This is a genomic window from Microbacterium sp. UMB0228 (assembly GCF_002871415.1).
Taxonomy (GTDB): Bacteria; Actinomycetota; Actinomycetes; order Actinomycetales; family Microbacteriaceae; genus Microbacterium.
In genome coordinates this window covers 544,135-560,348 of sequence record NZ_PNFU01000002.1, presented here as the reverse complement: position 1 = coordinate 560,348, position 16,214 = coordinate 544,135, and the positions used below count along the sequence as shown (strand labels likewise).

The following is a 16,214-nucleotide window of genomic DNA, read 5'->3' as shown; positions in this document are numbered from 1 at the left end:
TCATCGCCCGGCGGCTGCCGCCTGTCGCGCCCGGGCGACCGCCCCCACAAGCACCGCACCGGTGACCATGACGCCTCCCGCCAACGGCAGCAGGAGCAACCCGACGGCCGCGCTCTGCGGGTTTTGAACGACCTGACCGTATACGAACGCCCCCATGCTGCCCAGCACACCGACGAAGAGCGCCGCCGCGACGAGCCAGAGCAGCGGGGTCATCGCGGTGAGCCTCGTCGACGGCTCCCGGACGAACCGGAAGGCGAAGCCGGCGAAGAGGAACGACACCGCTGCGACGACCAGAGCCACGAGACCCCCGAAGAGGAATTCCGGGTCGGTCGACACCGCGACGAGCGCAGGAATCGCGACGATCGCCGTCAGAGCACCGAGCACAACGGCGAACACGCCGGCGACACGCGGCCTGCGCGACGTGCTGCTCGTCGCCGTCGACTGCTTCGCATCTCGATCCATTCGTCTGTCCCCCCTCTTTGGACTTCCCCCACCCTAGCGAGGACCGCAGGGCGTCGGCCTCCTCAGCCGAAGACGACGAAGCCGAGCGCGACGAGACCGACGACCGACACGACGCTCGCGCCGACGGTCGCAGCAAGGGTGATGAGGCTCCACCGCTGCGCCTGCTTGGCGACGGACGGCAGCCCGGGCTCCACCACGCGCGTGGGAGCGGCCGCCCCGACGACGACGGGCGGAGCGACGGGAGTGCGCGGTGCCGGCCGGGGCTTGTAGATCGCAGGAGCCGGTGCGCCGTCCGGGGCGGCGAAGGAATCGACGCGGAACCGCGGCGCGGCAGCCGGGGGTGCGGTGCCGTCTCCCTCTGCGGAGGCACCCTTCTTCCGCCGCAGGCGTCGAGCAGCACGCGCGACCGCCACGGTGGCGTCCTCGGGGGCGTCGGCCGCCGGAGGCCCGGAGCGATCGACGACCACGGTCGCGTCATCGATGGCCTCGCCCACGGCGTCCTCGGACCCGGCATCGAGCGGCTCATCGGCGACGGCGCCTTCGGGCGCATCCTCCGCGGCATCGTCGGTCCGGTCGGGAGCCGGAGCCGTCGTCGCGCGAGCCACCACGATGGTGGCCTCGTCGACGGCGGACGATGTGTCATCGGCCGCCGGGGGCACCGGGTCCGCGGCCGCTCCGGCACGCCGGCGATCCCGCCGCGTCAGGATGACGGTCTCCTCGGCCTCGTCGCCGCTCATCGCGCTCGCACCGGGACCGTTGTGCCCTCGAGCATCGAGTCGGTGAGCGCGGACACCGCGGCCCGTCCGCCCGTCGCCTCGTCGGGACGCGTGCGTGCGCCGCCGGAGACGACATCGATCACCAGGACCGAGATGTTGTCTCGTCCTCCGCCCTGCAGCGCGCGGCGGACGAGGGCCGCCGCCGCGGTCTCCGGGCGGCCGTTCATGGTCAGCGTCGCGCGGATGGCTTCGTCGCTCACCTCGCCGGTGAGCCCGTCGGAGCACAACAGGAGCCGCTCGCCGTCGACGACGGGGATCAGCCAGCTGTCCGCGGTGCTGTCCGGAGCCCCGACCGCACGGGTGATGACGTTGCGGCGCGAGAACGAGGCCAGGTCTTCGGGGCGGAGCTCCCCGGCGTCGACGAGCTCCTGTCCGAGGGAGTGGTCGATGGTGAGCTGCGCCAACTCGGTGCCGTGGTGCCGGTAGACCCGGGAGTCCCCCACGTTGAAGACGAGCCAGTGCGGCGCCCCCTCGTGCTCCACGAGGGCCACGCCCGTCACGGTGCTGCCCGCGCCGCGGGTGTGCGCGGCGGCGATGTCCTCGACCGCGGTCGCTGCACGGCTGAGCGCGTCGCTGATGTCACCGACGTCGACCGCCCGCCCTCGCAACGGCTCGAAGGCGGCGACGACGGCCGCGCTGGCACGATCACCGGCGTCGTGCCCGCCCATACCGTCGGCGACCAGGAAGACGGGACGCGCGTCGAGCACCGCGTCCTCGTTGGCCGTCCGCGTGAGCCCGGTGTCGGTCAGCGCGGCGGCCCGGAGGACGACGGACTCCACGGTCACGAATCGCGCTCCGCGACAACGTGCATGCCCACGTCGCCCAGGATGAACCGGCCGGTGCCGACCACACTCTCCCCGGCGTCCAGAAGCGTCTCCGAGCCGTCGTCGGCGACGACCACGACGCCGTTGGTGGCGTGCAGGTCGGTCAGACGCCACTCGTCCTCCTGCACCACTAGACGGGCGTGGGTCTTCGACAGCGTACGCGTGGTGTCCGGGATGGCCAGCCGCTGCTCGCCCGGTTCCCCCGTGGGGTTGCGGCCGATCACGACACTCGCACCGGACAGCGAGAACCGACGACCGTCGTCCAGCACGAGGACGCGCCGCACTCCGCGCTTGCGGGCGACCACCACGGTGGCGTCGAGGTCGTCGTCGGTCGGACGCGGCGTCACCACGGTCTTGTCGACATCGGGCACGAGCCCGCCCGGGGCGGCTGCGGCGGCCGGTGACGCGGCGGCGGGCGCCGGGGTGCTCTGCTCCCCCGCGGGTGCCGCAGCCGTCACCGACGGAACAGGGCGGATCGTAGGCATCTGCGGAGCATCGGGCGCAGCGCCGTCGCGGAACGAAGGCGGCACGGGCCGGACGACGCGGTTCGCCTCCGGCGCGGGCGCGGCTGCAGCGGGCTCCTCGTGCGGCAAAGGGTCCGTGGTGGGAGCGGGGGCCGGACCGGGTTGCGACGCGGCCGGCGGCACGTCGCCCATCGCGGCCATGATGCCGGTGGTCGGCTGCGCGGGAGCGGACGGCGTCGGCTGTGCGGTCGGGGGCGGTGGTGTCGGAGCGGCCGCGGGCGGAAGCACAGGCGCCGCTGGCGGAACTGGAGCAGCCGTCGGGACGGGGGCAGCAGGCGGAATCGAGGCAGCCGGCGGAACGGAAGCAGCCACAGGAGACGGCGCGGGCGGCGCCTGCGGCGCGAACGACGGAGACGGCGTCGAGGGCGACGGAGCGGGCGGAGCGAACGACGGCGGAGCGAACGACCTCGGTGCCGCGGGCTCACCCTGCGGCACACCCGCGGTCGGCGCGGCTGCCGGCGGCGGGGTCGGAGTCGCTGCACCCGCGGGCGGCGCAGCATAGTCCGGGAAGATGAGGGACGGCGTCTCCGACGATCCGGTCCCGGCAGGAGCGAGAGAGGGGATCGTGTATCCCGAGGCGTCCCGCGCGGGGGCCGCGGGCGGCGGTGCGCTGCGCCGAGGTCCCGGCTGAAGCGCCGCGAGTCGGTCCCCCTCGGGATAGGGGGCCGGGCCCCACGCGAGGACGGTCGCCCACACCGGCGGCAGGAGGATGGCGAGCACGGTCATTCCCGCGCTCCGCCCGAAGCGGCGGTTGATGCGGTGGGTCGCGACGACTTTGAGGTACAGCCCATAGAGCTGCACGATCGGGATGAAGTAGAACACCACCGACCAGGCGGGCACTCCCCCGCGCGCGAGGATCTCGGCCTCGTTGAGGACGGGGACCCAGCCCTTCCAGCCTTCCCCGTCGATGCGGGGGAACAGGCGCGAGAGCGCGAACGCATACCAGACGTAGACGGCGAGGCCGACGAGCAGGCCGAGTCCGCCGATGATGGCGAGCATCACTGCCAGGCCGGAGTCCGCGGGCGCGGTCATGAGTTCCCCTTCTTCCGGTCATCCAGTGAACCGGTCCATCCGAGCGTACCGAGCATGGGTCGTGCACCGAAGCCGCGCAGGCGCAGCGACCGCGTCCTGGCGACGAACGAGGTCGGCCGGATGCGGGCGCGCAGGCGCTGCCACCGTGTCCCCGTCGTCGCGAGTTCTGCCCGCTCTGCCTCCACGATCGTCCACGCCGCCGCCGCGTCCTCGGGCGTCGGCGGATGCTCGGCGAACACGGCGCGGTCCACGAGAGCGGCCAGCCGCTGCGCGGCCGCACGGCCACTCGATTGTGCGCGCTGGGTTCGGGTGCCGCTCCGGACCATGGGCACGTCGTGGTCGGCGTAGACGTCGGCGAGCTCCTCCCAGGCGCCCGCCAGACGGACCTCCGGATCTGCTGCGGTGCGCCGCGCGTACGCTCGCCTGCTCTTCGCGGTCAGGAGCACGAGGAAGGGCAGGGCGAGCAGCAGCAGGGCGAGGAGGCCGAGACCGACCCCCTTCAGGATCGGCAACAGGACGGCGAGGACCTCCGACGCCGGCTCCTCGAGCGGAGGCGCGTCGTTGTTCGCGTCGCTCTGTGCCTGCGGCGGGTCCAGCGCTTCGGACCGCGGCTGCTCGGGGACGGTGGGATGCTCCGGCAGCTGCTCGCCCTCGGTGAGGGTGCTCGGCAGCATCGCGTACTGCGGCGTGGTGTCGACGGGGATCCACTCTCCGCCCGAGCTCCGCACCTCGACCCACGCGCTCATGTTCGCGCCGGTGCACACGTCGCCGCAGGCGGGGATCCCCGGGACCTCGTCCGCGCCGGCGAGGCGCGCGCCCATCACCACCCGGGACTCCAGGCCCCAATGCTGCGCGAGGAGCGCCGCAGCCACGGAGAACTGCTCGTCGTCGCCCACCGCCGACACGAGCATCTCCGGCTTCGCGTCGGCACCAGCCCGCCGCTCCTGCTCGGTCAGCGCGGTGAAGAGCTCCTCGATGCGGGCAGCGGAGTGTCCGGCATAGCTGGGTGCGAAGGCATACCCCTCGGACTGCTGCAGAGCGGCGATCCAGCCGGCGGCCGCTTCGTCTTCCAGCAGCGCGTGGCTGAGATAGCCGCGGGACCGCAGGCGATCGATCACCTCGAGGTAGCCGGCGCCGGTCCGCGGCTGCTCCTGCATCTCGGCCCACTCGACGAGTGCCGGGTACCGATCGGTGTCGAGGGTCGAGCGGCCACCCTGGAGAGCCGTGAGGTCACCCGGGTTCTCCGGCGCATCGATGAGCACGGCGTAGCGATCCCCGGGTACGAGCCCCTCCCCGCCGCCCGGGGCGTCGGCGACGGTGATCGCGGTGTCGCCGTCGGCGTTCACGTGGAAACCGTCGGCGAGCGCGTCCGCGCGCTCCCCGGAGAAGGCGGGTGCCTCGGCGAGACCGGCCGGCGACGGGACCCAGATCCCCCGGTAGCCCTCGCCGATCGTGATCTCCATCGTCACGCGACCGGAGCCGGGGAGGGCAGAGCGGGGCAGGCGGCTGAAGCGGTCGTCGGCATCGATGTGGAAGTCCTCGCCGTCGTAGGCGTCGAGGGTGACCAGACGGAGGCGATCCACGGCACCGGGATCGCCCTCCACCTGCACGACCGGTGTGTCCAGCATGCCGCCGGCGAACCAGGATCGATACGAGCTGAGGGGACTCGGCTGCTCCTGCACCACCACCATGGGCTCGATCTCGTCGCGGAGCACGGAGCGGTCCGACCAGCTGGCCGCCGCGGGAGCGATCGCGAAGCCCGCAGCCAGGGCGATCACGGCCAGGCCCGCGGAGAGGAGGTGCCGGCGCACGGTGAGCCAGGCGGGGGTCGCGCGGCGGGAGATGTTCGCCGCCGCCACGCTGCGCAGGGCGGCGGCACGCTGCAGCCGCGTGCGTCCGACGAGCCAGACGAGGGAGACCACGAAGACGGCGACGCCGATCAGCCATTCCCGGGGGGCGGGGAGCTCGACCCCGGCCACCGACACCGGAGAGGACGTGCCGCTCACACCGAACGCGATGCCGAAGACGCTCATGGCCACGACCACGGGGACGGCGGCCACCGCCCGCTTGCCGCCCCAGACGAAGAGGGTGGCGACGAACGAGCCGAACAGCATCACGACGAGGAAGGGGATGAGGACCGCCTGGTACTCGCCCAGCGGCGGGTTCAGCGTGAGCATCTGCTTCCAGCCGAGCACGACCCCGAGCACCGCGTCCCGCACGCCGCCGAGGAACGCGGGAACGGAGGTGAGCGCGGAGGGGACGGCCAGCGGCACCGCGACCACCAGATACACCCCGGCCGCGGCGAGCGCGGCGATCAGGGCTCCCCAGCGCAGGATGCGCGCGACCACCGCGACCGCCATGCCGAGGAGGCCGCCGACGATCCCGACCGCGAGCGCCCGGGGCGCTTCGTAGACCGGCCAGGCGGCCGCCGTGGCGAGGAGCACGCCGACCAGCACGTACCCCAGCGACCAGAGGGTCAGAGCCGAGGGCAGGAGGCCACGACGGGCCCGCCCGCGCTTCGGGCCGGCCGCGTTCATCGCAGGGCTCCTCGGGCGAGCATCTGCGGGAGGTCGCCGAGCGCGCCGAGGGTCATCACCGCGAGCTCCCTGGCCGTCCGCATCGTCGGCTGCGCACCGAGCTCGCTGCGCACCGCTACCGCCTCCACGGCCGCCGGGAGCTTCACCGCCGCGTGGCGCAGACGCTCGAGCGGCAGGAGCGAACCGGTCAGCAGGAAGCCGATCGAGAGGTCCGGGTACGACTGCGCGGTGAGAGCCGCGACAGCCTCGAGCCGCATCACCCGTGCCGCCTGATCGATCGTGGAGGTCGCGTCGAGGAGCGCCTTGGGGGTGACCGTGGGCAGAGTGCGGATCGACAGCACCTCCGCACGGCCGTGTTCCGGGATCTCGTTGCTCACCGCGAAGAGCACGTCCCTGCCGTCCCGCACGCCTTGCAGCGCCAGGGACGCGGCCGCGCTGACGGTGTTCTCGAACTCGTCGTCGCTCGCGTAGGACTCGGGGTCGAGGTCGAGGATGACGGCGATGCGCGCGTGCCGGGACTCCTCGTACTGCCGCACCATGAGGGTGCCCGTCTTCGCCGTCGACTTCCAGTGGATGTGGCGCGGCGAATCGCCGACGACGTACTCCCGCACGGCATGGAAGGAGAGGTCGGCGTCCACGAGGGTGGTGCTCGGCGTGCCCTCGAGGTCGCGGATCAGGCCCGCGCTGGTGCTGGGGAGCCGCACGGTCACCGGATGCACGTGGATGCGCTGCACGTCCGGCCAGCGCAGTTCTCGGCGGAGGATGCCGATCGGGTCGCCGCGGGTGATAGTCATGGGGCCGACGTCGATGACGCCGCGGCGGTGCGCGGCGATCGTCAGCTCCTCGCGGTGGTGTGCGCCGGGCCGGAGCAGCGGCACGTGCGCCTCGACGAGGCCCTCCCCCACCGGCACGTCCACGACGCCGGGGAGCGAGAGGCGCTCGCCGTTGTTGCGGACGTCGAGCGTCGCACCGATCTCGGCACCCGCGACGACGCGGTCGCGGTCGAGCACGAGATCGATCCGGTAGTCGTGGGCACCGAGGATGAACGGCACACAGGCCACCAGCAGCACGAGCGCGATCGTGGCGACCGCCCAGGCCTCCACCCAGCCGAACAGCAGCCCGGCGAGCACGCCGAGCACCACCGCGACGGCGACGAGCATGCCCGCCGTGGTGACCGTCTCCCGGACCCAGCCGACCGTGGCTCTCGTCGCACGCCCCACGGAGCGGGCGACCCGACGCGCGCCGAAGACCGCGCCGCGCACGGGACCGCGGCGCGTGCGGTCGTAACGCGTGACGGTGGAGGTCCGCGTCGACGTGCTCGTGCCGGCGGTCGTCCGCGTCAGGCGGGATTCGGTGCTGAAGGTCACGCAGTGCCGTTCTCGCGCGGAGGCTCGACGTCGAGGAGGATCTGTCCGATCACGGCCACGGCCGTCACCCCGTCGAACTCGGCCTCCGGTTCGAGCACGAGACGGTGCGCGAGGGCGACGACGGCGAGTTCGCGCACGTCGTCGGGCGTCACGAACGTGCGTCCGTTCTTCGCCGCCCACGTCATCACCAGGCGCGACAGGGCCAGGGCCCCGCGCACACTGGCCCCGAGACGGACCTCGGACGCGCGCCGCGTGGCATCGACGATGCGCATGATGTAGTCCGACACCAGCGGGTTCACATAGACCCCCCGCGACATCTCGGCCATCGTCAGGATCGTGTCGGTGTCGACGATGCCGTCGAGCACCGTCTTCGGCCGGCCGGCACCCTGCAGGATGCGCATCGTCGCCGCCTCGTCGGGGTAGCCGATCGAGGTCTTGATCATGAAGCGGTCGAGCTGCGCCTCCGGGAGCCGGTAGGTGCCGCCCTGCTCGATGGGGTTCTGCGTCGCCATCACGAGGAACGGGGAGCCGACGGACCGGGTGACGCCGTCGACCGTGACCGTCCCCTCCTCCATGACCTCGAGCAGCGCGGACTGGGTCTTCGGGCTCGCCCGGTTGATCTCGTCGGCGAGCACGATGTTCGCGAAGACGGGCCCCGCGTGGAACTCGAACGTGCCCTCCTTCTGGTCGTAGACCGTGATGCCGGTCACGTCGCCCGGAAGGAGGTCCGGGGTGAACTGGATGCGGCTGCTGGTCCCGTTGACCGTCTGGGCGACGGCGCGGGCGAGCGCCGTCTTGCCGGTTCCCGGATAGTCCTCCAGGAGGACGTGGCCGCCGCTGACGGCGGTGGCGAGCACGAGTTCGACCACGTGGCGCTTGCCGAGGATCGCCTGCTCGATGTTGCCGGTGAGGATCGAGAACGTCTCGGCGAACCAGGAGGCCTGCTCGGGAGCGAGGGTGACGGGGGCTGCTGCGGTGGCTGGCATAGGGAAAGAGTATTCGTGTCGGTGTGCTCGGCGGTCAGGGGCACAGGCCCGTGACGCGATGCGTGATGGGGGTCAGGGTGGCGAAGGCCCCGGTCCACGTGATCTTCACGTCGAAGGTGCCGGGGGTATCGACCAGGGGCGTGGCCACGAGAGTGTACGAGCCGCGGGCGGCGCTGGACACTCTCACGACGTCCTCCTCGACGGCGGGCATGCAGGACTGGAACACGGCGGTGACGACGGTCGGCGCGGTCGTCGCGGTGATGTTCACCTCGCCGGAGCAGGAACCGCTCTGGGTGGCGTGGCAGGCGCGCGCACGGACCTGCCCGGGCGACGAGTCCGGAGACAGCGCGAAATCATCGCGCCACGATCCGTACATGTAGTACTTCGGCACGAAGCCGTTCTCCACGTCGATGCGCGGGGGCGAGGCCAGGCCGTAGTCGTAGCGGTTCCCGTCGCGGCGGGCATCCTTCGCGACCGTGTAGGTCGTGTCGCCGCCCGGGCCGTCGACGAACGTGAACGTGAAGACGGTCGTCGTCGCCGACTCGGCCACGCCATAGCCGTTGGATGCGCACGCCTTGACGTAGTACAGCTGGTACGGGGCCAGTCCCTGAAGCGAGGGCGAATCCGACTGCACCTCGCCGCCGGACACCGAAAGGGTGCCGTCCCCGTTCGCCGTGCAGCTGGCGTTGCCCGACCGCCACGCCAGATATGTCACACGAACGCCCCGCGCGCTGCCGTTGGCCTGGGCGGCGATGCCCGACACGTTCACCGCGGTGTTGGACACCGCGTGCGCCTGAGTCTGACCAGGATCGAAGTACACCGAGCCGGCGACCGTCACCGAGGTGCGGAACCCGCCACCTTCGTTACCGCCGCCGGTCGGCGGCTGGAACTGGCTGATCGGAACGATCGTCAGGGTCTGCGGTCCCGGCGACAGCGCGATGTCGGCGGCGGTGGTCGCCCCCGTGCGGTTGATGACCTCGCCCGTCTCCTCGATCCGGAACGCCACGGCGTCGTCCGCGGCGTCGATCGAGAGACGGACGGCACCGCGCCCGCGGTCGGAGACGTCCGGTCGGTACTCCGGCGTGGCCGTCGCGTTCGCCACGACCGGGGCGGCGTATGCCCAGCTGGTGTGCGGCGACGTCGCGGCCGAGGTACCGACGGCGTTGACGGCCGCGGCGGTGAACGTGTGCGGGGCGCCGTTCGTCAGCCCGTTGACCGTGCACCGGTAGACAGCGCCGGCGGGGCTGCAGGACGCGTTCGCCGGAGCGCCGTCCTGGAGGATCGTCACACCGGAGACCGCGGGGTGCGCGCGTCCCGCCTCGCCGAGCGGCACCTCCAGAGCGACGGTCGTGCGGGTGAAGCCGACCGTCGTGACGCTCGCGGGGGCCTGCGGGAACCCCTGGAGGTCGAGGGTCAGCGTGCCGGTCCCGGTGCGCCCCTGCGCGTCCGACACGACGAACGGGATCACGCACTGTCCGCCGGGAGCCTGCCCGCCGCCGGGCCAGGTCGCCGTGATGGTCTTGGCGCCCGACGTCGAGACCGAGGCCACGTCGCAGCGCGCGCCGGCACCGAGCGACATCAGGCGCAGTCCGGATCCCGGCTTCCCCTCGAAGGGGTCGTACTCCCCGGCGACGTCGACCACGTCGATCGAGCAGTTGGCGCTCGTGACGACGCACTGCTTGGTGAAGGTCGCTCCGCGCGGGGCGTCCGGCGGGGCCGCGCCGACGACGAGGCGGACGGACGCCGACGGCTGCCCGTACTGCGGCACGGTGACGCTGACGTTCTCGGTGTTGCCGGGTCGCGCATCCGCACGCGCCTCGATCGTCAGCTTCCCCCCGCTCTGGGTGACGAGGAACGCCGATCCGGAGTAGACGATGCGGTACTCGAGGGAGGACGCATTGCCCTCCCTGCCGCCTTCCCACGCGGCCATGTTGGCGTAGAGATCGACGCTCTCCGTCGCTCCGGGGGCGATCGTGTGCGAGATCGAGGAGAGCAGCAGCTGCGGCTCGGCGGGGCGGACGCTGATGGGCACGTCGAGGTACGACCAGCGCTTCTGCCCCTCCAGGCGCACCGGGATCAGGCAGGTGTCCGACCAGGGCGCCTCGCGGCCGGCCCGGTACTCCGCCTCGCGCGGACCGTCGGCCGCGCACGACGCGGCAGCCCGCTGGGCGGTGAAGGACCCGGTGCCGATCTCGATCGCATCGGACGACGGGAGATCGGCGTAGTCCTGCACGGGGAAGGAGACGGCCGCATCCTCGTCCACGACGACCGGCGTCGCGCCGGGGACGAGCTGCACCTGCATGTCGTCGAACGCCGGTATGCGCAGGAATCCGTAGGCGACGACGTCGCGTCCGTTCGCTGCGGTCCCGGTGAGCTGGAAGGGCACCAGAGCGCCCTCCTTCGGCGCGGTGCCCACGATGCGGTTCCCCTGCACCGAGTAGCCCGGCTGCTCGCCCCACAGGCGCAGCCGCAGCGAGCCGACGTCGCCGGAGGGCCAGCGGACCCGGTCGGTCACGACATCGATGCCGCGTTCGGCGAAGTCGTCGCGGTCGCGCGCGGTGAGCACGGTGTCCGCGATGACCGGCTGGTCCGCGACGGTGCCGTCGGTGACGGTCACCACGATGAGGCCCTGCGCCGTGCTCCCCGTGCGCGACGACTTCACCGTGTAGAAGTACGAATTGGTGCCGGCGGTCTCGCCGGCACGCAGCACGACCCGGCCGTCCTTCAGCGAGGTGTCGGAGTCGATCAGCGCGTTGAGCCGGTCGTACAGCGGGTTCCCCTTGACGGGCGGCGCGTTCGGCACGAGCTCGGTGATCTCGAGCTCGCTCTGCGCCGGGTCGAGATCGTTCGAGCGCGGATCCAGCACGACCGGCGTGCGCGATCCCGCCTCCACGCGGACGTAATCACTGAAGGTCACCGGGGCGGCGTCGTCGACGTCCGCATCGAGGACGCCGATGCGCACCGCCGCGCTCCCCTCCTCGCCCTGCGGATCACGAACGCTGTAGCGGAACGAGACCTGGCCGCCGTCGACGCCTCCGGCCGGCGCGCGGTACACGATGGCCTCGCCGTTCGCCGAGATGGTGGCGGTGCCTCCGCCCTTCTTCGGCTGCTCGATGCCGGACAGCACCACGCGGTCCCCGTCGCCGTCCATCCCGGTCGTCGGCACCGGGATCGAGACCGTCTGGCCGCTGAGGACGCGACCGGTGAGCGGCGTCGGCGTGGGGGCACGGTTCGTGCCCGGGGGCACGACCGTGACCGTCAGGACGCCGTCGTCCGACAGCGTGGGATTCCGTTCGAGGGAGACGGAGTAGGTCAGCCGGTACGTGCCGGGAGTCTTCGGCGCCAGATAGCGGAGCGCGTTGCGGTCGGCGAACACGAGCTCGTCCGGCTCGCCCGATCCGGTCACCTCGGGGAGCACGAGGAGCGGCTCCCCGCGGGGTGCGACATCGTTGGCCGCCACGTCGATGCGCGTGAGCGAACCGGCTCGCACCGTCACCGCGTCCGGGAAGACGATCGGCCGGGTGACCGTCGACGGCGGAGTGAGGAACACGCTGACCGTCCCCTGCACGGCCCCGCCCGCGCCGTCCGCCACCGTGACGGTGGCCTTGCCGATCAGGCCGGGCTCGCCGTCCTCGGTCGTGCCGTTGACCCGCAGGCTCTCGCTGCCGACCACGCGCACGTTGAGCTGCGGCGTCGAGCTCACGGCGTCGGACAGCAGCAGCACCCGTCCGCTGGTGTTCTGCACCGCGCCGAGGACATCGACGGTCGTGTCCTCGCCCTCGCGGACGAACGCCGTCAGCGGTGCCATCGCGAGCGCCGCGGAGCCGTCGACAGCGGTGATCCGGATGACCGCGGACTGCTCGGCCTGGGTTGTGACGTCCTGCGCGGTGTAGGTGACCACGTACTGGCCCGGCTCGGCGGCGGTCAGATCGACGGTGCCCGAGGCCACGTTCGGGGTGACCTCGAAGCCCTGGGCCGTCGCGGCGGTCTGCACGGCATCGACGAGGCGATACGACCCCGACCCTCCGGACAGGTGGTCGGAGATGCGTAGGGATTGCCGCTCGCCCACGCGCGCGGTCACCGCGACGGCCGACGCCTGCAGCGCCGGACTCCCGCTGACCTGGACCTCGATGGTCTTCTCCGCCGTCGCCCCGTGCACGTCCTGCACGACGACCGTGACCGAGATCACGGCGTCCGCGGCATTGGGGTCGGTGTGCCGGATCGCGACCCGACCGTCGGCCATCGGGGCCACCATCACCGGGGACGAGGAGTCCGTCTCGTACGCGTCGCTCAGGACGAACGCATCGCCCTCGGGGTCGACCCATCCGGAGAGCGCCGAGACGATCGTGCTCCCGCCGGCGAGGATCTGCGGTGTCGGCCATTCCTGAGTGCAGGCGTCGACCCCGCACCACACCGGGGCGGAGTTGACCCCGGGATCGACCACCGTGAGGGTCACGGTCGCCGGGGGCGACACGGCGGCGCCGTCGGTCACGGCATAGGTGAAGCTCGTCTGCCCGGAGCCCGCCTTCACGTTCACGACCAGGGATTGACCGTTCGCCACGAGCGACAGATCCCCGAAGTCGGGGTCGCTCAGGCCGGAGGCGACCGAGTCCGGGTCGATCGTGAGGACGTCCTTCTTGTTCGGATCGTGATCGTTGAAGAGCACGGGGAGGATGACCTGCTCCCCGGCCCGCACGCCGAACGCGTCGTCGACGGCGACCGGCGGCAGCTGCTCCGCCACGTCCTCGACGACGATCGTGCCCTCCTGCTGCTCCGTGTCGTCTTCGATCTTCCATTGCTCGAGAGGGATCAGCACGCCCTCCGGCGCGGTCCAGATGAGACCGGTGCCCTTCTCGACCAGCACCGCACGGTCGCCGTTGCCCTGGAAGACCGGATCGATGGCGGCCGCGTCGAGCGTCTCGTCCGGAACCTGCAGCGGGGTGGTCTCCCCCGCGCTCCAGAGGGTTCCGCTGCCGCTGTCGAGCCACGCCGCGTAGGTCTCCCCGCGCACCGTGACCGGTGCGGCGGGGACGCCGGAGGCCTCGGCCACCCGCTCGGCCTCTCCCGACGCGAGGTCCACGGAGACGAGGCCGTCCGAGTCGGCGACCAGCACCGCGTCGCCCTCGGCGGCACCGCGCTGCAGGCGTGCGTCCTCGGCGACGTCGAGGGTGACCGCCTCATCGCGTCCGGAGAGCCACAGCGCGCCCGAGCTCGGCTGCAGCATCGCCCAGCGCTCGCCGACGACGGCGATCGCCAGCCCCTCTCCCGCTTCCGGCGCATCGGCCACGGGGGACTCGTCCCCGAGGAACCGGTGCTCGTCGATGTCGAACCGGCGCACGGCCCCCTCGTCCGCCGAGTAGAGCACGAGCAGCCCGTCCGGCGAGAGCCCGATCGCATCCGCGGTGTAGGCCGGCGGCTCCTCGCCCTCCTCGACCTCGACCTCGGCGAAGGGATCGACCGGGGCCGTCCCCGCCCCCGTGGCCAGGGTCGACACGGACACTTGGCCGGTGTCGGTGCGATACGCCACATAGGCTCCCGCGGAGAGCACGTCGCGCGTGCCGGCGGGCGTGGGCTGCGAGGCGAGCGGCGTCCCCTCGTCCGAGCTGTCCGAGAGCAGATCGGCCGGGCTGGCCGGGTCGACGTCCCATCGCTGCCGGTTCCCCTGCGCGAACAGCACGGTGCTGGAACCGCTCTGCCAGACCGCCTCGGGGTCGTCGACGTCGCGGACCGTGTCGATCTCGGCGAGCTCGGTGTTCACGCGGGCATACTGCCCGCTGTCGCGCATGACCCAGACCGAGGGCTCGAGTCGCGGCACCTCCTGGGACTGATACCCCTGCGCCGTCACCGCGAGCGCCACGACGACCACGAGCGCGAGGATCCCGGAGACCAGCGCGATCAGCCGCCCCCGAGACGGGCTCGCGACCTCGGCGCGACTGCGGTTCCCTGCGGCCATCACAGGATCCCGGTGAGGAACAGAACGGCGGTGCCGATGCCCGCGATGGCGGCGGCCCCGATCGCCGCTCCGACGACGCCGACCATCAGCGGCGAACGGCTGCGGCCGCGGGGGCCTGCGGGGATGTCGTCGCGTTCGCGCGGAGCGGCCTGGGCCTGAGCGGCGCGGGCGGCCCGACGCGAGTCCGGTGCGACCGTCGTGATGACCGGTCCGCGGACGGCGGTATCCCCGAAGTTCACCGGAGCGGCCGCGGCCCACTCCGACGACGCCGCCTCGAAGGCCGTCGGCGAGATGCCGAGCTCATACTGCGCCCAGCGCAGCTTCTCCGCGAACTCCGCCATGCTCGCCGGCCGCTTCGCGGGGTCACGGTGCATGGCGCTCGCGAAGATGTCGTCGATGATCGGCGGGATGCCGGGGACGGGCACCGCGGTGTAGCGCGCCTTGATGATCCGGTCGGTGAGCTGATCGCGGGAGTTCGAGCCGCGGTCGGCGCGTTCGAACGGACTGCGGCCGGCGAGGAGCGTGTAGAGCGTCGCGCCGAGGCTCCAGACCTCGCTGGGGATGGATCCGGACACGCGCTCCTGCAACACCTCGGGGGAGCTCCAGGGCACGGACATCGCGATGGTCTCGCCCTCGCCCTCCTCCATGACGGCGGCGGCGATGCCGAAGTCGGCCAGCACGGGCGCGCCGAGCGAGTTGATGAGCACGTTGGACGGCTTGATGTCGCGGTGCAGCAGACCGGCCCGGTGCACGGTCTCCAGAGCGCCGGCCATGCGCACGCCGATGTCGAGCACCTCCGCGAGCGGGAGCGGGGCCTTCTTGTAGCGCGCGCTCATCGTGTCGGGGCAGTACTCCATCGCGAAGTACGGCCGCCCGTCCGCCGAGATGGACGCCTGGTAGATCGTGACGATCGAGGGGTGGGCACTCAGCCGCGCGGAGATGTCGGCTTCCACGTTGAAGGTCTGCAGCACCTCGGGGTTCACGGCATCCGCGAGCAGGACCTTGACGGCGACGACGCGGCGCGGCATGTCCTGTTCATAGAGGAACACGTCGGCGAAACCGCCGGACCCGAGCGGACGCACGTAGCTGTACCCCGCCAGCGTCGGCGGTGTCGCTGCCATGCGCGTTGCCACTCCTGCTCCTCACGGTCTGATGGGAGACCGCGCGCCTGCAGCCACCCGGCGTCGTGCGCCGGGGGATCCCCCGATGTGCCGAGTATATCGGGCGAGGGCGTGTGGCCCCGCGCTCTTCTTCGTCGAGGCGTCAGGCCTTCCAGCATCCCTCGATGTGGTCGTCCACCATGCCCGCGGACTGCATGAGGGCGTACATCGTGGTCGGCCCGACGAAGCGGAAACCCCGGCGTCGCAGTTCCTTGCTCAGCGCGGTCGACTCCGGCGTGACCGCGGGGACGTCGGCGAACTCACGTGGCCGTGCTCCGGTCGCCGGCGGGGCGAAGGACCACATCAGGGCATCGAGCTCCCCGTCCGCCATCGACTCCACGATCCGGGCGTTGCCGATCGTCGCGAGGATCTTGGCGCGGTTGCGGATGATGCCGGGGTCGCCCATGAGGCGTTCCAGGTCCGCGTCGTCGAATGCCGCCACGGCCTCCGGCACGAACCCCGCGAACACCTCGCGAAACCGCGGGCGCTTGCGCAGGATCGTGATCCAGGACAGCCCCGCCTGGAACCCCTCGAGCGCCATCTTCTCGAACAGCGCGCGGTCCCCGTGCAGCGGCGTCCCCCACTCCTCGTCG

At 72.2% G+C, this 16,214-nt stretch carries 10 protein-coding genes; all 10 read right to left on the bottom strand.

Annotation, left to right across the window (positions count from 1 at the left end):
- Positions 1-462, bottom strand: coding sequence for a hypothetical protein (locus CJ226_RS06715; RefSeq protein WP_102208719.1), 462 nt, complete (start codon positions 460-462; stop codon positions 1-3).
- Positions 463-524: 62 nt separating this feature from the next.
- Positions 525-1,199, bottom strand: a complete 675-nt coding sequence (locus CJ226_RS06710; protein WP_102208718.1) for a hypothetical protein — start codon at positions 1,197-1,199, stop codon at positions 525-527.
- Complete coding sequence (locus CJ226_RS06705; protein ID WP_102208717.1) at positions 1,196-2,023, bottom strand: PP2C family serine/threonine-protein phosphatase; 828 nt, start codon at positions 2,021-2,023, stop codon at positions 1,196-1,198. Before CJ226_RS06705 ends, CJ226_RS06710 begins: the two co-directional genes overlap by 4 nt.
- Positions 2,020-3,618, bottom strand: a complete 1,599-nt coding sequence (locus tag CJ226_RS06700) for a DUF5684 domain-containing protein (RefSeq protein ID WP_102208716.1) — start codon at positions 3,616-3,618, stop codon at positions 2,020-2,022. The genes CJ226_RS06705 and CJ226_RS06700 overlap by 4 nt, the downstream gene beginning before the upstream one ends.
- On the bottom strand, positions 3,615-6,155 hold the full coding sequence (locus CJ226_RS06695) for a transglutaminase-like domain-containing protein (RefSeq protein WP_102208715.1): 2,541 nt from the start codon (positions 6,153-6,155) through the stop codon (positions 3,615-3,617). Before CJ226_RS06695 ends, CJ226_RS06700 begins: the two co-directional genes overlap by 4 nt.
- Positions 6,152-7,522 (bottom strand): DUF58 domain-containing protein, encoded by a 1,371-nt coding sequence (locus CJ226_RS06690; RefSeq protein ID WP_102208714.1) that lies wholly within the window; start codon positions 7,520-7,522, stop codon positions 6,152-6,154. Before CJ226_RS06690 ends, CJ226_RS06695 begins: the two co-directional genes overlap by 4 nt.
- A complete protein-coding gene (locus CJ226_RS06685) occupies positions 7,519-8,508 on the bottom strand; it encodes a MoxR family ATPase (protein WP_062635364.1) in 990 nt (329 codons plus the stop codon). Before CJ226_RS06685 ends, CJ226_RS06690 begins: the two co-directional genes overlap by 4 nt.
- A gap of 34 nt (positions 8,509-8,542) precedes the next feature.
- Positions 8,543-14,461, bottom strand: a complete 5,919-nt coding sequence (locus tag CJ226_RS06680; protein ID WP_102208713.1) for an Ig-like domain-containing protein — start codon at positions 14,459-14,461, stop codon at positions 8,543-8,545.
- Positions 14,461-15,582: a serine/threonine-protein kinase gene (locus tag CJ226_RS06675; protein ID WP_062635360.1), complete on the bottom strand. Its 1,122-nt coding sequence runs from the start codon at positions 15,580-15,582 to the stop codon at positions 14,461-14,463. Before CJ226_RS06675 ends, CJ226_RS06680 begins: the two co-directional genes overlap by 1 nt.
- 142 nt (positions 15,583-15,724) lie before the next feature.
- Positions 15,725-16,214 (bottom strand): DNA-3-methyladenine glycosylase I (locus CJ226_RS06670; RefSeq protein ID WP_102208712.1); only part of this gene is annotated, 490 nt, incomplete at its 5' end.